18 protein-coding genes, 1 tRNA gene and 1 other RNA gene are annotated in these 16,843 nt (G+C 69.9%); 8 read left to right on the plus strand and 12 right to left on the minus strand.

Features of this window, described 5'->3' with window-relative positions; all coding sequences use genetic code 11:
* Window positions 1–64 precede the first annotated feature (64 nt).
* Complete coding sequence (locus J5V96_RS02445) at window positions 65–1,330, plus strand: CDP-glycerol glycerophosphotransferase family protein (RefSeq protein ID WP_208500596.1); 1,266 nt, start codon at window positions 65–67, stop codon at window positions 1,328–1,330.
* A 6-nt stretch (window positions 1,331–1,336) separates the two neighbouring features.
* On the opposite strand, the gene J5V96_RS02450 is transcribed toward J5V96_RS02445, so the two are convergent.
* The 5 genes from J5V96_RS02450 to J5V96_RS02470 form a co-directional block, all read right to left on the minus strand.
* Window positions 1,337–2,767 (minus strand): MFS transporter, encoded by a 1,431-nt coding sequence (locus J5V96_RS02450; RefSeq protein WP_208500051.1) that lies wholly within the window; start codon window positions 2,765–2,767, stop codon window positions 1,337–1,339.
* Window positions 2,764–4,155, minus strand: a complete 1,392-nt coding sequence (locus J5V96_RS02455; RefSeq protein WP_236014365.1) for a M20/M25/M40 family metallo-hydrolase — start codon at window positions 4,153–4,155, stop codon at window positions 2,764–2,766. The genes J5V96_RS02450 and J5V96_RS02455 overlap by 4 nt, the downstream gene beginning before the upstream one ends.
* A gap of 106 nt (window positions 4,156–4,261) precedes the next feature.
* Window positions 4,262–4,837 carry a DUF3618 domain-containing protein gene (locus J5V96_RS02460; RefSeq protein WP_208500052.1) on the minus strand — a complete coding sequence of 192 codons (576 nt, stop codon included), beginning with the start codon at window positions 4,835–4,837 and terminating at the stop codon, window positions 4,262–4,264.
* The gene (locus J5V96_RS02465) at window positions 4,834–5,250 is read right to left on the minus strand and encodes a phage holin family protein (RefSeq protein WP_208500053.1); all 417 of its coding nucleotides are present in this window, start codon (window positions 5,248–5,250) and stop codon (window positions 4,834–4,836) included. The genes J5V96_RS02460 and J5V96_RS02465 overlap by 4 nt, the downstream gene beginning before the upstream one ends.
* A complete protein-coding gene (locus J5V96_RS02470) occupies window positions 5,240–6,046 on the minus strand; it encodes a hypothetical protein (RefSeq protein WP_208500054.1) in 807 nt (268 codons plus the stop codon). Before J5V96_RS02470 ends, J5V96_RS02465 begins: the two co-directional genes overlap by 11 nt.
* A 329-nt stretch (window positions 6,047–6,375) precedes the next feature.
* Between J5V96_RS02470 and ssrA the strand changes: the two genes are divergently transcribed.
* Window positions 6,376–6,745, plus strand: a transfer-messenger RNA (tmRNA) gene (gene ssrA / locus J5V96_RS02475).
* Window positions 6,746–6,847: 102 nt separating this feature from the next.
* Window positions 6,848–7,489: a GntR family transcriptional regulator gene (locus tag J5V96_RS02480; protein ID WP_307793302.1), complete on the plus strand. Its 642-nt coding sequence runs from the start codon at window positions 6,848–6,850 to the stop codon at window positions 7,487–7,489.
* Between the two features lie 15 nt (window positions 7,490–7,504).
* Here J5V96_RS02480 and J5V96_RS02485 read toward each other — a convergent pair whose 3' ends face one another.
* Window positions 7,505–8,518: a YihY/virulence factor BrkB family protein gene (locus tag J5V96_RS02485; RefSeq protein WP_208500055.1), complete on the minus strand. Its 1,014-nt coding sequence runs from the start codon at window positions 8,516–8,518 to the stop codon at window positions 7,505–7,507.
* Window positions 8,519–8,628: 110 nt separating this feature from the next.
* Here J5V96_RS02485 and J5V96_RS02490 point away from each other — a divergent pair, with 110 nt between their 5' ends.
* The gene (locus J5V96_RS02490) at window positions 8,629–9,711 is read left to right on the plus strand and encodes a Gfo/Idh/MocA family protein (RefSeq protein ID WP_208500056.1); all 1,083 of its coding nucleotides are present in this window, start codon (window positions 8,629–8,631) and stop codon (window positions 9,709–9,711) included.
* A 24-nt stretch (window positions 9,712–9,735) separates the two neighbouring features.
* Here the strand turns inward: J5V96_RS02490 and J5V96_RS02495 are convergent, their stop codons facing one another.
* Together J5V96_RS02495 and J5V96_RS02500 are read right to left on the minus strand one after the other, a co-directional pair.
* On the minus strand, window positions 9,736–10,011 hold the full coding sequence (locus tag J5V96_RS02495) for a hypothetical protein (RefSeq protein ID WP_208500057.1): 276 nt from the start codon (window positions 10,009–10,011) through the stop codon (window positions 9,736–9,738).
* Between the two features lie 27 nt (window positions 10,012–10,038).
* Window positions 10,039–10,782, minus strand: coding sequence for an SDR family oxidoreductase (locus tag J5V96_RS02500; protein ID WP_208500058.1), 744 nt, complete (start codon window positions 10,780–10,782; stop codon window positions 10,039–10,041).
* A 142-nt stretch (window positions 10,783–10,924) separates the two neighbouring features.
* On the opposite strand from J5V96_RS02500, the gene J5V96_RS02505 reads away from it, so the two are divergent.
* Complete coding sequence (locus tag J5V96_RS02505) at window positions 10,925–11,374, plus strand: carboxymuconolactone decarboxylase family protein (RefSeq protein WP_208500059.1); 450 nt, start codon at window positions 10,925–10,927, stop codon at window positions 11,372–11,374.
* Window positions 11,375–11,419: 45 nt separating this feature from the next.
* Here the strand turns inward: J5V96_RS02505 and J5V96_RS02510 are convergent, their stop codons facing one another.
* Window positions 11,420–11,947, minus strand: coding sequence for a hypothetical protein (locus tag J5V96_RS02510; RefSeq protein ID WP_208500060.1), 528 nt, complete (start codon window positions 11,945–11,947; stop codon window positions 11,420–11,422).
* Window positions 11,944–12,777 carry an inositol monophosphatase family protein gene (locus J5V96_RS02515; protein WP_307793308.1) on the minus strand — a complete coding sequence of 278 codons (834 nt, stop codon included), beginning with the start codon at window positions 12,775–12,777 and terminating at the stop codon, window positions 11,944–11,946. Before J5V96_RS02515 ends, J5V96_RS02510 begins: the two co-directional genes overlap by 4 nt.
* A gap of 276 nt (window positions 12,778–13,053) precedes the next feature.
* On the opposite strand from J5V96_RS02515, the gene J5V96_RS02520 reads away from it, so the two are divergent.
* Window positions 13,054–13,129, plus strand: a tRNA-Lys gene (locus J5V96_RS02520).
* A gap of 119 nt (window positions 13,130–13,248) precedes the next feature.
* Here the strand turns inward: J5V96_RS02520 and J5V96_RS02525 are convergent.
* Window positions 13,249–13,878, minus strand: a complete 630-nt coding sequence (locus J5V96_RS02525) for a GntR family transcriptional regulator (RefSeq protein WP_208500062.1) — start codon at window positions 13,876–13,878, stop codon at window positions 13,249–13,251.
* A gap of 301 nt (window positions 13,879–14,179) precedes the next feature.
* Window positions 14,180–14,467 (minus strand): hypothetical protein, encoded by a 288-nt coding sequence (locus J5V96_RS02530; protein WP_236014366.1) that lies wholly within the window; start codon window positions 14,465–14,467, stop codon window positions 14,180–14,182.
* Between the two features lie 99 nt (window positions 14,468–14,566).
* Between J5V96_RS02530 and J5V96_RS02535 the strand changes: the two genes are divergently transcribed.
* Window positions 14,567–16,015, plus strand: coding sequence for an alpha,alpha-trehalose-phosphate synthase (UDP-forming) (locus tag J5V96_RS02535; RefSeq protein ID WP_208500063.1), 1,449 nt, complete (start codon window positions 14,567–14,569; stop codon window positions 16,013–16,015).
* On the plus strand, window positions 16,012–16,788 hold the full coding sequence (gene otsB / locus J5V96_RS02540; protein ID WP_208500064.1) for a trehalose-phosphatase: 777 nt from the start codon (window positions 16,012–16,014) through the stop codon (window positions 16,786–16,788). The genes J5V96_RS02535 and otsB overlap by 4 nt, the downstream gene beginning before the upstream one ends.
* Window positions 16,789–16,843: the final 55 nt, after the last annotated feature.

The following is a 16,843-nucleotide window of genomic DNA, read 5'->3' on the forward strand; positions in this document are numbered from 1 at the left end:
GATCATGTCACGGGGAGCCCGCAGGACCCCTGGTTACCCTGGGACGGTGGGTATCGCCAGGGACATGAAGAAGGCAGCCGGAGACCTCGGGAAAGCCGTCGCACTGATCCAGAAGGCCGTTTCCTCACGCCAGGCGAAGGTCGCGCTGAAGCACGAGATGCGCGCTCGCGGACCGCTGCCGCGGGGAGAGTTCCGGATCGCCGTGTACTTCGCCGACGGCGACGTGAACATGTACCAGATCCGTCAGTGGTACCGCCCTCTCGCCGAGCTGTCGGCGACGCATCCGGTGGTCGTGCTGTCGCGCGCGGCGACCGGGGCCGCATCGCTTCTGCGCGATGGCGCACTGCCCGTGGCGTTCCTGCCGACCGTCGGCGACATCGAGAAGTTCCTGCGTCAGCAGGACATCCGGATCGTCCTCTACGTGAATCAGAACACGCGCAACTTCCAGATGTTCCGCTACGGCGAGCGCTGGCACGTGTTCATCAATCACGGCGAGTCCGACAAGATGTACATGACCACCAACCAGTACAAGGCGTACGACTACGCCTTCATCGCGGGCCAGGCGGCGCGTGACCGCCTCAGCCGCACGCTGTGGGACTTCGACCTCGACCGCAGGACGATCGAGATCGGCAGGCCGCAGGCCGACCACTACTCGGGCGAACTGCCGTTCGCGCCCGATGAGCGCACCGTCGTGCTGTACGCGCCGACCTGGGAGGGCGATCGGCCGGCGGCGTTCTACGGCTCGGTGGCATCGCACGGTGAGAAGATCGTCGAGGGGCTGCTGGCCACCGGCCGCCATCGGGTCATCTACCGTCCGCACCCGCGCTCCGGTGTGGTGGACCCGGAGTTCGGCGCCGCGAATCAGCGCATCATCGCGGCGATCGCAGCGGCGAACGCCGCGGATCCGTCCGCTCATCATGTGTATGACAACGGTCCGGAGCTCGGCTGGCAGCTCTCGATCGCGGACGTGGCGATCGTCGACATCTCGGCCATGGTCTACGACCGCCTCGCGGCGGGCAAGCCGATCCTGATCACCCGCCCCGTCGACGAGCGCGCTCAGATCGACGAGGGCGGCTACCTCGGCGCCTGCGAGTGGCTCACCGTGGACGCGGCCTCCGACATCGTGACCGAGGTGGAGCGCGTGCGCGCCGATCCCGAGGCCACGGCCCGTCTCCAGCACTGGGTGCGCCACTACTTCGGCGACACCACCCCGGGCGCGGCGACGGCGCGGTTCCACGCCGCCATCGACCAGCTCATGGCGAAGTGGGACGACTGGGCCGCGAGGTCTGCGGAGGAGGAGCCGGGGGCGCATCGCGTCCTCGACGCCTGAGTCGCCTCAGGCGCGGCGGTCGGTGAAGGCGTCCCGCGGCACGAGGAGCAGCGCGGCCGCCGCGACCAGCGCGGTGAGCCCGCAGACGAGCCACACCGTGACGTAGCCGGCGAACGAGCCGGCCGTCGACTCGGCGACGCCCCCGGTGCCGTGCAGCAGGGCGATGCCGAACACACACGATGCGATCGCCCCGCCGATCGTCTTGACGCCGTTGGTGAGACCCGTGGCCTGACCGGTGGCCCGCGACGGCGCCGCCGACGCGGCTGCCGCGGGCAGGGCCGCAACCAGCGCACCCGACCCGATTCCCGCCACGACCATGTTGGCGACGACCTGCCCGTATGCGCTGTGGAAGGGCAGGAACAGCAGGTACCCGATGCCCACGAGCACGGACGCGCCGATGAGCGCCATCCGGGGCGTGAGACGCCTCGCGACCACGGGGTAAAGGAGCGCGCCGCCGATCATGGCGATCAGATACAGCCCGATGATGAGCGAGGTCGCGAAACCGGCGGTGCCCAGGCCGTAGCCGTAGACCGCAGGATCGGTGCGCGCGAACGTCGACAGCGGAGCCTGCGCGCCGAGAACGCTGACACCGAACAGCCCGGCCGTGAGGAACACGGGCCACAGCGCGGGGTCGGAGAACATCCGCACGTCGATGAGCGGATCCGTCGAACGCAGCTCCCAGACGGCGAACGGCCAGATCAGCAGCGCCCCGCCGAGTACCAGCGCCCAGGCGAGGAGCCCGCCATCGAGACGCAGCAGGCTGAGGCCTCCCGTGAACGCGGCGAGGGCGAGTGTCAGCAGCACCACACCGGTGGTGTCGAAGCGTCCACCGCTGAGCATCGGAGACTCCTTCACTCCGATCAGGATGACGACTAAGCATCCGGTGACGAAGAGAGCGGGGATGAGCAGCACGATCCACAGCGGCAGGGCGTCCACGAGCGCACCGCCGACGAGGGCCCCCGCGATGGCGCCGCCCTCCAGGGCGGCGACGAGCAGGCCGGCGGCGCGGGCGGTGAGGAGCGATCCGGATCCGCTCTGGCGGGCGCGCGACCAGATCAGGGCGATCTCGAGGGGCAGCCACACGACGTAGAACCCCTGCAGCGCCCACGCGACCAGGAACACGGCGAACGAATCGGTGAAGGGAAGCGCGAACGACGCCGCCGCGGTCAGCGCGGTGGAGACGAGCAGCATGCGCTTGTGTCCGATCATGTCGCCGAGCTTCGCGAAGATCGGCACCACGAGCGCCGAGAGCATCAGCTGCGAGCCCTCGAGCCAGTTCACATCGGCATCATGGATGCCCAGGTGCCGGGCGATGTCCGTGAGCATCGGGGTGTACCACCCCTGCAGCACGCCGCTGGTGAACTCGACGAAGGCGAGGAACCCGACGATGCCGGCGAGCGCGCCGAGCCGCGGCTTCGCGGATGCGACCGAGGTCATGGGCGGGCTCCTGCTTCTGCGGGGAGGCTCGTGAGCAGCGCGATGTGGAAGTCGCGGCCGCGCTCGAGCGAGGCGATCTCGACCCGCTCGTCGACGCCGTGCACCGACGCACGCTGTGCGGTCGACATCTCGAGAGGGGCGAAGCGGAGCACATCCGGGCAGTGTCGATGGAAGTGGCGCGAGTCGCTCGCCTGCATCATCAGGTAGGGAGCGGGAAGGGCATCGGGGAACGCGTGCCGCACCGCGGACGCGACGGCGGCGAAGGCGGGGCCGTCCGGATCGGACTCGGGTGAGGGGTCGCTGCCCTCCAGCACCTCGATCTCGATCTTCGGATCCCGGATGCGCCGGCGGATGCGCTCGAGGCTGCCGGCGACGGTCTCGCCAGGCAGGATCCGCACGTTCAGGGTGGCCGAGGCGCGTGCGGGGAGCACATTGGCGGCGGATCCGCCCTCGGCCATCGTGGCGGCGATGGTGGTGCGCACGAGCGCGGCGGGCTCGGAGCCGAGGCGGGCGAACACGGCGGCCGCCACGGGTGGCGCCGCGGCGAGCAGACGCAGGATCAGCCTGCCTGCCCCCGACGCGCGGGTGGCGAAGAGCGCGAGCATACGCGAGATCGTGGGCGTGGTGCGGGCGCGGAATGTGCCGGCGTCCAGGCGGTGCACGGCGCGGGCGATGCGCCCGACCGCGGTCAGACCGCTCGGTGCCGACGCGTGCCCGCCCTCGCCGAGCGCCTCGATCCGGAACGTCGCGACACCCTTCTCTCCGACCCCGATCATCGCCGCGCGTCCCGCGACGAACGGCAGGGGAGCATCGACCACCGCCCCGCCTTCGTCGAGCACCAGCCAGGGCGTGATGCCCCGCTCCTTGAGGGTGCGGGCGATGGCTGCGGCGGCGTGACCATACGTCTCCTCGTTGCCGCCGAAGGAGAGGTAGACGTCACGCGAGGGTGAGAACCCGGACGAGATCAGGTCCTCGACCGCCTCGAGGATCACGAGCAGAGGACCCTTGTCATCGAGCGCGCCGCGCCCGTGCACGAACCCGCCGTCGATCACGCCGTCGAACGGGCGGTGGGTCCAGCCGTCGGCCTCCGACGCCGGCACCACGTCGTAGTGCGCCATCAGCACCACGGGGTCGCGATCGGAGGCGCCGGGCCAGCGGTAGAGCAGACCCAGATCGGTGATGCGCTCGAGTTCGAGCACGCGATGCGTGCCCGGATACAGCTCCCGCAGCAGTGCGACGAACTGGTCGAAGGGCTCCTGCCCCCGGATGGCGTGCTCGGCGCTGACGGTCGGGATCCGGATCATCCGCGACAGGCGCTCGGGAGCGCCCGCGCGGCGGGGGACATCGTGTTGCGGGCGCGTCATCGCGCCCTGGCTCGGGAGTGCCATGCAGACACAGTAGTGCCCGCGAGGCGTGAGGCCTCGCGGGCCTCCGCTGGACGCAGAAGAGGGACGACGGCGCAGGGCCGTCGGACCTCTCGGGTTGCTCGGGGGATCAGCCGTTGCCGAGCGTGTCCCGTGCCTGCTCGGCACGGTCGCGCACGGTGCCCGCGGCATCCTGTGCGTCGTCGCGCACGTGGGACGCGGCCTCCTGCGCGCTGTCCTTCACCGCGGTCGCGGCCTGCTGGACGGGCTCCTTCAGGTCCTCCCCGACCTGCTGCGCCACGTGCTTGGCCTCGTCGATGAGCGGCTGCGCCTGCTCCTTGACGCCCTCGGCGAGGTGCTTCTCCTTCTCCGAGGCGGGGACCAGGGAGGAGATGAGCATTCCGGCCGCGAAGGCCATCATGCCCACCGCGAGCGGATTGCCCTCGGCCTTCGCGGCCACGCGGTGGGTGGCGTGCGAGGCACCGTCCACGACGGAGTGACCCGCGTCGTGGAGCGAGGATCCCGCATCGTCGGCGGCGCCCATGATGCGGTCGCGCACCGAAGACAGCGCCCCCTTGAGCTTGTCGGTCTGGCGGTGGGCGATCTTCGACGGCGTCACCTTGTCGACGAGGGCGTCGGCGTCATAGCTGAGTTCACGGCGGGTGCGCTCGATGTCGGCGCGGATCGCCTCGGGCGAATCGGTCATCGGTTCTCCTCATTCCTCTTGAGGGCGTCCGGGATCTTCCCCAGCGTCTCCACCGTGCGGGGAGCGCCCTTCACTTCCTTGATCTGATTGCGGCCCGTGAAGAACAGCACCGCGGCGACCGCCGCCCAGATGAGTGCGACGATCACGGCCGACCAGCCCAGGCCGACCAGCTGTCCGAGCGCCCACCAGAGCGCGACGGACAGGAAGAACACCGCCATGAGTGCGGCATATCCGGCGCCGCCGATCATGCCGGCACCGGTGCCCGCCTTGGTGGCGGACTCCTTGAGCTCGGCCTTGGCCAGCGCGATCTCCTGCCGGATCAGCACCGACAGGTCCTGCGTCACCTCACCCAGCAGATCGCCGAGCGAGGTCGAGGCCGCCTTCTGCTCGGAGGGCGTCGGGTCAGAGTCCATCGCGCGCCTCCCCGGTGGAGCCCTGGCCGGTCGCCACACCCGGCTCGCCGAGGGGATCGACGACCCGCGTGCGGTCGTACATCGGCGTCTCCGTGCCCACTCCGGCCGGAGCCGGTGTCGGGGGCGCGTACGCCGGTACTCCGCTTGCCGATGCACCGCCCGTGGGGACGCCGGTGACCGTGCTCCCCGCCGAGGCCTGGCCGGCCGCGCCGCCCGTGCCCGAGGCAGCGTGCTCTTCCTTCGCTCCCTCGGCCAGCGCGCGGGTGAGACGTCCGGCCGCGATGCCGGCGACGAGCGCGCCTGCGATGAAGAGCCCGGGCTTGCGCCGTGCGAAGGTCTTCACCTCATGCACGAGCGAGCCGGGGTCGCGCTGCGAGAGCCAGGATGAGGCATCCGACAACCGCGTCGACGCCATCTCGACGAACTCGGTCGCCATGCCCGGGTTCTCGGAGCCGCGCGCCATCTGCTGCAGTTCGTCGCCGATCGACCGCAGTCCGTCGGCCACTCGCTGCTGCTGCGTGGCCGCCTGCTCCGACAGCTCGCGGCGGGTCTCGGCGTAGACCTGCCGGGCCTGCGCCTTCGTCTCGTGTGCGACGGACGACACCTCCTGCTTGGCGGTCTCGACGACGTGCCCCGCCTCGGCCTGCGCCGTGTCCTTGACCCCGACGGCCTCCTGCTTCGCGGTCTCGGCGGTCCCGTTCCCGCCCTCGACGCTGCCCGACGTTCCGTACCCGGCGTCATTCGATCCGTAGCCCGTCGTGTTCGACGGCGGAACCGCACCATAGTTCTGCGACATGGTCATCCTCTCCGTTACCGCTTGGTCTGGACTCACCATGTAACGCGCGCTGAAGAGAACGCGCCTCCCTCTTGACCTGAGGGCGGGTGCATGGCTACTCGCGCGAGGGTCGACGCCGTCTCGGAGCTGCCCGCCGGTGTCACCGGGGACGCTCGCAGGCCTGTGCAGTCCGCGCTCACCGTGTCGACGCGCCAGCCGGAATGGACCGGCCCGCCGATCCGTTGTAGACTGTGATGCTCGGTGTTCTCCACCGAGAGCGGCCCCTCCGGAGACGGAAGGGCCTGGAAAATCAACAGTGTGGATGTGTCCCCTTCATTCGAGGGATTCACGGGGCTGATCGGTTTCGACAGTGCTTGCGAATCTGCGAGAAGCGGGCCGAGGATGCGGGGTTATCTCGTTAACGCTCCCTGCAAACCAATAAGTGCCAACTCCAAGCGCACTGACTTCACCCTCGCTGCCTAAGCGAGCCTGATAGTCCGTCAGACCGTGGCTGATCCCGACACGGACCCTGGCGTCATCTAGGGATCTCGCTGCGAGACGGTGTCGAGACGTCTCGCGGGACTCTTTCTCGACTGGGCTCGTCGACTTAGGTGTCTGTGACAAAGGTCGGAGCCGAGCAGAACGCTTTCACAGACTGCGCCCGGAGAAGCCCCAGAGACTCAGTGCTGGACGGGGGTTCGATTCCCCCCAGCTCCACGGACACACCCACTCTGTCGAAGGCCCCGTCTTCCCTGCTCACGCAGGGAAGACGGGGCCTTTCGGCGTCCGGCCGGCGTCCGGATCGGGTTTACGCTCGATTCCGTGATCGATGACGTCCAGCCCAAGATCGAACCCATCGTCGTCCAGAAGCCGGCGCTCTCGGACCTTGTGCTGGAGCGACTCATCTCGGCAATCGGCGACGGCGCCCTGGAGCAGGGCGCGAAGCTTCGCGATGCCGAGCTGGCGGCGTCTCTGCACGTCTCTCGGATGCCGGTGCGGCAGGCGCTGCAGCGTCTCGAGCAGATCGGCTTGATCGAATCCTCGCCGAGCCGGTTCACCCGAGTGGTGACCGTGACGAAAGAACTCGCCGAGGAGACGATCGCTTTCGCCGGGTACGCGGGCGGCGTCCTGCTTCGCACCAAGCTCCCGGAGTTCAGCGATCGGGAGCGCGCCGTGCTCATCCGCGAAGTGGCGGATCTCGGTCTCGTCGAGGATCCGGCGACGCTGTCCGATGTCGTGCGCGACGTGCTTCGGAGATTGATCGATACGGGGGCGACGCACTTCCTCGGGCGCATGCTGGACCGGAGCCTCCCGGCCATCTGGTGCAACGTGCGTCGCTATGACGTTCCCGTCGATCAGACGATCCACAAGGAGGCTGTGGACGAGCTCTCCGCGAGCATCCGATCCTCCGACGCGGCCGCGGCGGAGACGGCGATGCGCCGGCTCTTCCGGCTGCCTGTGTGACCCTCACTCCGCGCGTCACGGGCGGTGCCGGATGCGCCGAGCGTCGGCCTGATCCTTCGCCTCCTGGGCGGCGCGCTTCTCGATGACCGTGGTGTCGCGCGGGGGGAGCTGGATGCCGTGCTCGGCGGGGATGCCCGCCTGCAGCTCGCGGGCTCGCTCGAGCTCTGCGTCGAACTGCGCGCCGAAGAGGAGCGCGCCGTTGGCGATCCACATCCACAGCAGCAGGATGACGATGCCCGCGAGCGAGCCGTACGCGCGCTCGTATTGAGAGAAGCTGCTCACGTACAGCGCGAAGCCCGCGCTGGCCAGGGCCAGCGCCACGATCGCGATCAGCGCGCCCACGCTCACCCAACGGAACCGCGGCTGCTTCGAGTTCGGGGTGAAGTAGTAGAGCAGCGCCACGAACAGCGTCACCACGATCACCAGCGCAGGCCACCGCACGATCCGCCACACCAGCAATCCGGTCTCGCCGATGCCGAGGGCCGATCCGGTCGCCACCGCGAAGTCTCCGCCGATCAGCAGCAGCACGGCGCCCACCGACACCAGCGCGATCGCCAGCACCGTGACGAGAAGCTGCGATCCCTTCAGCTTCCAGAACGGCCGCCCCTCGGGCGTCTCCCAGATGCGGTTCAGGGCCCGGGCGAACGCGCTCACGTACAGCGACGCGGTCCAGATCAGGATCACGATGCCACCGCCGAGCGCGAAGCGCACGCCGGACGACCGCGACAGCTCCTCGAGCGGGCCACGGAGCCACTGCGCCGCGTCGGGGTTCGCCTCCTGCAGCACCTGCAGCACCGCCGTCACCGCCTCCTTGTCCTGGCCGATCACGCCCAGCAGCGAGAGCACCGCGACGATCGCCGGCAGCAGCGACAGCACGGAATAGAAAGTGAGGCCCGCGGCGAGATCACGGCATTGGTCGGCGATGAACTCGCGCACCGTCTTCTTCGCCACGAACCACCAGGACAAGCGGTGGATCTCGCTCAGCGACGGCTTGGCGTCGGGTGCCTCGCGGCCCGCAGTGCTGCTCATGACTCCATCAAACCCGCGGGGCGATCCCGATGCCTCCTGCTTGACGGGATCGGTGGGGGCGTGCCAGCCCCGCCGCCCCTCGTCGCCCGGCGTGGGCCTACGCTGGCCGCATGGAGTCGAAGACGCCCGGGACATTCGCCATCGTCGGGGACGGCTATCGCGCGGGGCTCATCGCCCGCGTCGTCTCGCGTCTCACCCCCGGTGCGCTGCGTCTCACGGGCCTCGCGACCCGGCGGCCCGAGCGCGTGCCCGGCCTCGAAGCCGAGTACGGGGTGCGCGTGTGGAGCGATGTCGACGCGCTCGCCGCGGAGTGCGACGCCGACTTCGTCTTCGTCGCGGTGCAGGGAGACAAGGCGCCCGACGTCGTCGCCCAGCTGGTGGCCGCGGGAAAGCCCGTGCTGGTCGAGACGCCGCCGGCGCCGGACGTGCCGGGGCTTGTGGGGCTGCACGAGCTCGTCGGCCGAGGGGCGGTCATCCAGGTGGCGGAGCAGTATCACCTGGAGCCCCTGGTATCCGCGCAGCTTGCTGTGGGGGCATCGGGTCTGCTCGGGGACGTGAAGCAGGCGGACATCGCCATCGCACACGAGTATCACGGGATCAGCGTGCTGCGCCGGGCGCTGGGCGTCGGCTTCGAGCCGGTGACGATACGCGCGCTGCGCCACCTCGCACCGGTGGTGTGGGGGCCCGATCGCGCCGGTGATCCGCAGCGGGAACGCGTCGCGACCTCCTCGCGTACGCTCGCCTGGCTCGAGTGGGGTGAGCGCCTGGGCGTGTATGACTTCGACGACCAGCAGTACCGCTCGTGGGTCCGCACGCCGCGTGTGCAGCTTCGCGGATCGCACGGGGAGCTGCGCGACACGACCGTGCGGCGCCAGGCCGACGGCGCCCCGGTGCGGTCGGAGATCACGCGTCTCGACGCGGGCGGTCCGCACAACCACGAGGGGATGCACTTCCGCGGCTACCAGCTGGACGGCCGCTGGCTCGAGCGCAACGAGCTCGCGCCCGCGCGCCTCGCGGAAGACGAGATCGGCATCGCCCGCGCGCTGCTCGGCATGCGCGACCACGTGCACGGCGGCGCGCCGATCTACTCACTGGCCGACGCGGCCCAGGATCACTACCTCGGACTGCTCATCCGCGAGGCGGTGGCCACGGGCGAGCCGGTGCGTTCCGAGCGGATGCCCTGGGCGCACTGAGACGGTGCCGCGCCCCGTGGGGCCTCAGGCCCGGCGCACCGACATCAGCGCCCAGCCGTCGGGCACGGCGGCGTGCAGTGCGTCGAGGTCGGGCGCCTGCACCTCCTGCAGCTCTCCCCAGCGCGCCATACGCCCCGTTGCCGTCAGCGCGGAGGAGCCCTTGGGCATGGTGACGCTCTGATGGGTCAGCTGCCAGCCCTCGGGCACCTGGGCCTGGAAGGCGCTCGCGATCGCCTCGAGCGAGGCCCCGGCGGCTTCGAGGTCGCGGGTTTCGGTGGGACGGATGACGCCGATGAGCACGTCTTCGATCCTACGTGGCGGTGCCGTTCAGTCCTGCTCGGCGAGCCATTCGTCGAAGGTCTGCCTGCCGATCGTCGCGCCCGCTCCGGGCAGGATCGTATCGCTGCGGATCCCGCGACCGAATCGTCCCGGCAGGGGCACGGTGAGCACCGGGCCCTTCGATCCCATGTGGCGCAGCCAGCGGCGCACGAGCTCGGGCATGCTCTCCACGCGCGGTCCCGCCAGGTCGGGCGCGATTCCCTGGGGCTCGCCTTCGGCGAGGGTGACGAGGGCGGCAGCCACCTCTCGCGCCGCGACCGGCTGCGAGGTCATCGCCGGCACGACGTGCAGGCCCAGCATGCGGCCCTGGGCCGCGGTCTGCGCGGCGAACTCGTGGAACTGTGTCGCACGCAGGATCGTCCAACCGGTGCCGGATGCTTGCACGAGCCGCTCCTGTGCGGCCTTCCCGGCGTAGTAGCCATCGGCGATCTGCGCGGCGCCGACGATCGACAGCGCGACGTGCCGTGTGACGCCGGCCGCGCGCTCGGCCTCGAGCAGCTGCCGGGTCACGGTCTCGAAGAACGCGACGCTCTTACGCCCCGACAGCGTGGACGTGGAGGCCACGTCGATCACGGCGTCGACGCCGGAGAGGGCATCGGCGAGGCCTCGACCCGTGGTGAGGTCGATGCCGGCGGACCGGCTGAGCACCACGGTGTGATGCCCCGATGCGCGCGCGGCGGCGACCACGTGTGCTCCGACGGTGCCTGTTCCTCCGGCGACGGCGATCTTCATGCTGTTGCTCCCTCGTCTGTGCGGATGCTCCCTGCAGTGCTGACAGGACGGATCCGGGGAATGTGACGCGTCTGTCACATCATCGGCGAACCCGCGGTCAATCCTCGTGAGGCCGCGCATCCGGCGCGGCGAGAGGAAGACCATGTCGCACGTCAACATCGCCAAGCTGCACCCCGAGGCCTACCAGGCCACGATGGCACTCAGCGGCGTCATCGAGAGCGCCGCCGAGGCGGCCGGCCTCGACAAGAAGCTCATCGAGCTCGTGAAGATCCGCGCGTCGCAGCTGAACGGCTGTGCGTTCTGCCTGCGTATGCACGCGCGCGACGCCGTCAAGGCGGGGGAGACCGCAGACCGACTCGCGGTCGTCGCAGCCTGGTGGGAGTCCCAGTACTTCACCGATGCCGAGCGGGCCGCGCTGCAGCTGGCCGAGGACGTCACCCTGATGAGTGATCACGGCCGCATTCCCCACCGCGGTGTGCAGCCCGGCGAGCACCTCACCGATGCGCAGGTCTCGGCCATCACCTGGCTCGCGATCGAGATCAACGCCTGGAACCGGGTCGCGATCTCGTCGCACTTCCCTGTCGCTCCCTGACACGGGTCGCAGAGGATCCGGGTCGTCAAGATCCGGATCCTCTCCTCAGGAAGCGGGGAACGACACGAGGGGCAGGGCGTCCTCGGTATCGGCGACGATCACGAAGCCGTCGCCGAACGCGTAGGTCATGCCCCCTTCGGCGAACGGGTCGCCGAAGTACTCGAGCCCGTCGCCCTCCGAGTGCGTCCAGCCCTGTTCCGTGAGGAACGCCGTCCACTTCTCGCGCCCGGACTCGTCCATCGGCGCCCAGCCGTAGATCTGCACGCCGTGGTCGGTCGGCACCTCGGGGTTTCCCCACTTGCAGGTGATGCCGCCCTCAACTTTCGTGGTCGCAGGGTCGCCGAAGGCGAACGGCTCCTCGATCGCGCTGAGGCCGTACTCCTTGAAGTCGGCGACGAGCGTCTCCGGGATGATCGTTGTGCACGTAGGGTGCGCGTCGGGCGCTGCGGCGCCCTCGTTCGCCGGCGTCGTGGTGTCGGGATCGGGCGTCTCACCCTTCGGCGTGCAGGCCGCAAGCGACAGCATCGCCGCGCCGGCGAGCAGGAGCGCCGCCGGGCGACGGAACTCCGTCATGGGGTCACCGAGGACGACGCACCGCGCAGAACCGCGAGGATCGCGTCGTGCAGCACGCCGTTCGTGGCGATGGCAGAGCCGGACGCGATCGTCGGCTCGCCGTCGAACGACGAGAAACGGCCCCCCGCGGCGGCGACGATCGCGGCGGCGGCCGCGAGGTCGTACTCCTTCACGTCGAACTCGCCCACCATCTCGAGGCGTCCCTCGGCGAGCAGCATGTACGACCAGATGTCTCCGTATGCGCGGTCGCGCCAGACGGTGCGCGTGAGAGCGATGAGCGCGTCGAGGTGACCGGCGCCGTCCCACTGCGCGATGCTCTGGAAGCTCACGCTCGCGTCGTCGAGTGTCGCCACCTCCGAGACCCGGATCGGGCGCGTCTCGCCCTCCGCCGTGCGCGTGAACGCGCCGAGCCCCTCCGCGCCCCACCAGCGGCGGCCCCAGACGGGCATGCTGACCACGCCGAGACGGACGACCCCGTCGATCTGCAGGCCGATCATCGTGCCCCAGGCGGGGACCCCGCGCAGGAAGTTCGCCGTGCCGTCGATGGGGTCGATGATCCAGCGGCGCGAGGACCGCTCGCCCTCGCCATACTCTTCGCCGAACACGCCGTCGCCCGGACGGTGCTCGGAGAGCAGCGCGCGAACCGCGCGCTCGGCGGCGAGATCGGCGTCGGTGACGTGCGACCGGTCGGCCTTGCGCGACACGTCGAGGTCACCCGCGTCGAAGCGCGGGAGTGTCTGAGCGTCGGCGGCGTCGGCGAGTCGCAGCGCGAGCTGCAGGTCGTCGTCGAGGGCACCGGGCGTAACGGGGGAGGCGTCCGGGAAGGTCACCCCTCGAGGATACCGGCGGCCCCTGACACGCCCGACAGCGCGCGACCTTCTCCGACATCGCACAGGTTGGGGGCAGCGCCCGTGGTCACTCGGGCAGCGACCAGACGTAGCCGTCGAGTGGCATCGTGTCGGACAGCATATGCCGGGCGAAAGACGCCGTGGGGACGGGGATCGGAGGAGACACGCCCGGAGTCTCGACCGGATTAGCCGGGCCCGTGAACTCCTGGTAATGTATTTCCTCGTTGCCGGAGAGCGCAAAGCGCCTCCAGACAGCATGCACCTCTAGCTCAATCGGCAGAGCAACTGACTCTTAATCAGTGGGTTCAGGGTTCAAGTCCCTGGGGGTGCACCAGAGAAGGCCCCGGTCGCGAGATCGGGGCCTTCGTCGTTCCCGCGCGGCGGCGCAGGAGAACCGAGGAAGGGGCGGCCGGCGCGTGTGCGCCGACCGCCCCTTCCTGGCTCAGACGACGATCACTCGTCGTCGATGCCGTACTGGGCGCGGGCGATCCGCTCGGCGCGATCGGCGTCGCCGTCGAGGAAGGCATCCCGCAGCTCGCGGAAGCTGGCCGCGAGCTCGGGAGCCGTGTCGAGCGGCAGGCGAGTGCCGATGAGGTTGCGCTGGATCGCGATGCCGATGTCCGAGGACATCGCCGAGATGAACGAATTGCTGGCCAGGGCGATCAGCAGGATGAGGATGTCGCGACGGGCGGCGACGAGGTCGCCCGTCTCCTCGAGCCGGTACGCGAGGTCGTCGATCGAGCGCGCCGCCTTCGTGCGCTCGTTCGGCTCGATGCGCGCGATCGCCATGCGCACCAGCGACACCATGTAGTGGCCAGAGAAACGACGGGTGGAATCCGCGAGCTCCGGAGTGACCTCCGTGACGCGGGTGTACCTGCTCGCGGCGGTCTCGATGAGACCGACGCGCTGCAGGCGCTGCAGGGCCTCGCGCACGGGCATGCGCGAGACTCCGAGCTGTTGGGCGAGCTCGTGGTCGCGCACGCGCGACCCGGCGGGGATGGTGCCATCCATGATGGCGTCCGCGATGCGCTCAGCGACGACGTCGCTGAGACGCGTGGCGGAGATCTCGAGGGTCTCGATCATCGTCTTGCTCCTCCCCGGGTACGGCGAACACCGTCCCGGATCCAGATACCAACGGGGGACCTCGACGGCCGAGGGTGAGCGTTCATCCTGCGGGGGTAGGAACCACGGCTGAGTCGAGCACGCGCGTCGGCGACATGAAAGCGGGGCGGGGGGTCCCCTGTCCGAGTCCGATCTGCGTGAGGAAACGATATGCCGGAACATCCGGTAGGTGGGGGAGGAACCGCGGATCTGTGGACATTCGGAGGCGCTTTTCACCCGCGGCCTCACCCCGGGAGGGTGAGGCGTCGAGGGCGCGCCGGGATCAGCGGCGGGCGGCGAGGCGCTGCGCGCGCTTCTCGGCCTCGATCGCGGAGAAGTACTTCTTCTCCTTGCCCTTGATGGGCGAGTCCTGCGGCACCTCACGGCCGACACTGGCCTTGTGGATGTCCAGGATCGTGCCGATCGTCAGAGCGAAGGTGATTCCCCAGCTGAGCCAGGCCAGGCCGGATCGCCACGTGAAGCGCTGGTCATTCGCGCTCCGCAGCATGGAGTATCCGGTCGACAGCGTGCCGATGAGTCCCGTGCCGGTGAGGTACTTGCGCAGAGCCATGTGACCCACGGTAGCGGGCCAAGTCAAGCCCTCGGTGGCGATCTCCTGCCCGGCGGGCCCCGCTGTTAGCGTGAGGGAGAGCCCCCAGGGAGGAGCCCCATGACCACCGAAGATGACCGCGCCGACCTCGTCGTCGTCGCCAACCGCCTTCCCGTCGACCGCGTCATCGGCCCGGACGGATCCGAGAGCTGGCGTCGTTCGCCCGGCGGCCTCGTGACCGCCCTCGAGCCCGTGATGCGCAAGCCCGACCGGGCCTGGGTCGGCTGGGGAGGACAGCCCGATCTCGACCTCGAGCCGTTCGAGTTCGAGGGCTCGAAGCTCGTGCCCGTGCCGCTCAGCGCCGGCGAGATCGAGAGCTACTACGAGGGCTTCTCGAACGGCACCATCTGGCCGCTCTACCACGATGTCATCGCGACGCCCGTCTACCGCCGCTCGTGGTGGGAGTCCTACGTCAAGGTCAACCAGCGCTTCGCCGAAGCTGCCGCGGGAGCAGTTGAGCAGGGCGGCGTCGTGTGGGTGCAGGACTACCAGCTGCAGCTCGTGCCGAAGATGCTGCGCGAGCTGCGCCCCGACGTCACGATCGGCTACTTCCACCACATCCCGTTCCCGGCATACGGCCTCTACTCGCAGCTGCCCTGGCGCCGCCAGGTGCTCGAGGGCCTGCTGGGCGCCGACGTGATCGGCTTCCAGCGGCAGGCGGACGCCGGCAACTTCCAGCGCTCGGTGCGGCGCGTGCTGCACCACACGACCCGCTCGAACGAGATCGTGGTCGCCTCGCCCCAGGACGGCGAGAGCGTCTCGCGCGTCGCGATCGCGAAGTCGTACCCGATCTCGATCGACGCGCAGTCGTATATCGACCTCGCGAACGATCCGGCCGTCATCGCCCGGGCCAAGGAGATCCGCGAGCAGCTGGGCGATCCGAAGACCATCCTGCTCGGCGTCGACCGGCTCGACTACACCAAGGGCATCCGTCACCGCCTGAAGGCCTTCGGAGAGCTCCTCCAGGACGGCCGGCTCCAGGTCGGCGACGCGACGCTCGTGCAGGTCGCCAGCCCGTCGCGTCAGCGCGTCGACGCGTACGCCGAGCTGCGTGACGAGATCGAGCTGACCGTGGGCCGCATCAACGGCGACTACGACACGATGCACCACACCGCCATCCGGTACCTGCACCAGGGCTTCCCGCGCGAGGAGATGGTCGCCCTCTTCCTCGCCGCCGACGTGATGCTGGTCACCGCGCTCCGCGACGGCATGAACCTGGTCGCGAAGGAGTACGTGGCTTCGCGCACCGACAACACCGGCGTGCTGGTGCTGAGCGAGTTCGCCGGTGCCGCCGACGAACTCACGAGCGCTCTGCTGGTGAACCCGCACGACATCGGCGGGCTGAAGGATCTGATCATGCGGGCCGTCGAGATGTCGCCGGGGGAGCAGTCGCGACGGATGCGCGCGCTGCGCCGGCGTGTGCTCGACCACGACGTCGAGGACTGGTCGCACGACTTCCTCAGCGACATCGACAAGATCCGTCGCGCCCGAAGGGACACCGCGAAGTGACCGGATGGGCGGACGCCGTCCGCGACATCGCGGCGACGGACACCCTCCTCGTCGCCCTGGACTTCGACGGCACGCTCTCGCACCTCAGCGATCGCCCGCTCGAGGTGCGCGCTCTGCCGGAGTCGGCCGCGGCCGTGCAGCGTCTGTCGGAGCTGCCGCGGACGACGGTCGCGTTCGTGTCCGGCAGGCAATTGGCGGATCTGCGCGTCATCGGCGAGCACACGGACGACTCGCGCATCTGGCTGTCGGGATCCCACGGCGCGGAGCACTGGCGCCCCGAGGGCGTTCCGCCGGTCGCGGAGGACGAGCCGGATCCCGCGGACGGCACGCTCGCGGCCGAGCTCGTCGCCGCGGCGGAGGCCGCCGTCGACGGCATCGAGGGCGCATGGATCGAGCACAAGGCCTATGGCTTCGCCGTGCACACGCGCCTCGCCGATGACGCGGGCACCTCGCTCGCGAACGAGCGCGTCGACGCGCTGGTGGCCGAGCGGGCACCGGGATGGCGCCGGCGCCTCGCGAAGGACCTGATCGAGTACGCGTGGCGGCATGAGGGCAAGGACAGCGCGATCGCGCGCCTGCGGGACGAGACGGGCGCCACGGCCGTGCTCTTCGCGGGCGACGACGTGACCGACGAGGACGCTCTGCGGAGCCTGCGTCCAGGTGACCTCGGCGTGCGTGTGGGCGACGGGGAGACGGCGGCCGCCGTGCGCGTCGCCGATCCGTTGGAGCTCGCCGACCTGCTCATTGCGCTGGCCGACGCGCGAGCATCCTGACCGAGGTGTGAGCCGGGTGTTGTGCGGAGTGCACTCACGGCCGGGGAGGGTTCCG

Origin of the sequence: Microbacterium stercoris (assembly GCF_017592545.1) — a bacterium.
In the GTDB taxonomy this organism is placed as follows: domain Bacteria; phylum Actinomycetota; class Actinomycetes; order Actinomycetales; family Microbacteriaceae; genus Microbacterium; species Microbacterium stercoris.

Bases quoted from the DNA above. Each gene is read 5' to 3' on its own strand.
- J5V96_RS02450 (WP_208500051.1), bottom strand. From the start codon at position 2,767: ATGACCTCGGTCGCATCCGCGAAGCCGCGGCTCGGCGCGCTCGCCGGC.
- J5V96_RS02500 (WP_208500058.1), bottom strand. From the start codon at position 10,782: ATGAAGATCGCCGTCGCCGGAGGAACAGGCACCGTCGGAGCACACGTG.
- J5V96_RS02490 (WP_208500056.1), top strand. From the start codon at position 8,629: ATGGAGTCGAAGACGCCCGGGACATTCGCCATCGTCGGGGACGGCTAT.
- J5V96_RS02525 (WP_208500062.1), bottom strand. From the start codon at position 13,878: ATGATCGAGACCCTCGAGATCTCCGCCACGCGTCTCAGCGACGTCGTC.
- J5V96_RS02510 (WP_208500060.1), bottom strand. From the start codon at position 11,947: ATGACGGAGTTCCGTCGCCCGGCGGCGCTCCTGCTCGCCGGCGCGGCG.
- J5V96_RS02470 (WP_208500054.1), bottom strand. From the start codon at position 6,046: ATGTCGCAGAACTATGGTGCGGTTCCGCCGTCGAACACGACGGGCTAC.
- J5V96_RS02460 (WP_208500052.1), bottom strand. From the start codon at position 4,837: ATGACCGATTCGCCCGAGGCGATCCGCGCCGACATCGAGCGCACCCGC.
- J5V96_RS02445 (WP_208500596.1), top strand. From the start codon at position 65: ATGAAGAAGGCAGCCGGAGACCTCGGGAAAGCCGTCGCACTGATCCAG.
- J5V96_RS02485 (WP_208500055.1), bottom strand. From the start codon at position 8,518: ATGAGCAGCACTGCGGGCCGCGAGGCACCCGACGCCAAGCCGTCGCTG.
- J5V96_RS02530 (WP_236014366.1), bottom strand. From the start codon at position 14,467: ATGGCTCTGCGCAAGTACCTCACCGGCACGGGACTCATCGGCACGCTG.
- J5V96_RS02535 (WP_208500063.1), top strand. From the start codon at position 14,567: ATGACCACCGAAGATGACCGCGCCGACCTCGTCGTCGTCGCCAACCGC.
- J5V96_RS02505 (WP_208500059.1), top strand. From the start codon at position 10,925: ATGTCGCACGTCAACATCGCCAAGCTGCACCCCGAGGCCTACCAGGCC.
- J5V96_RS02465 (WP_208500053.1), bottom strand. From the start codon at position 5,250: ATGGACTCTGACCCGACGCCCTCCGAGCAGAAGGCGGCCTCGACCTCG.
- J5V96_RS02455 (WP_236014365.1), bottom strand. From the start codon at position 4,155: ATGGCACTCCCGAGCCAGGGCGCGATGACGCGCCCGCAACACGATGTC.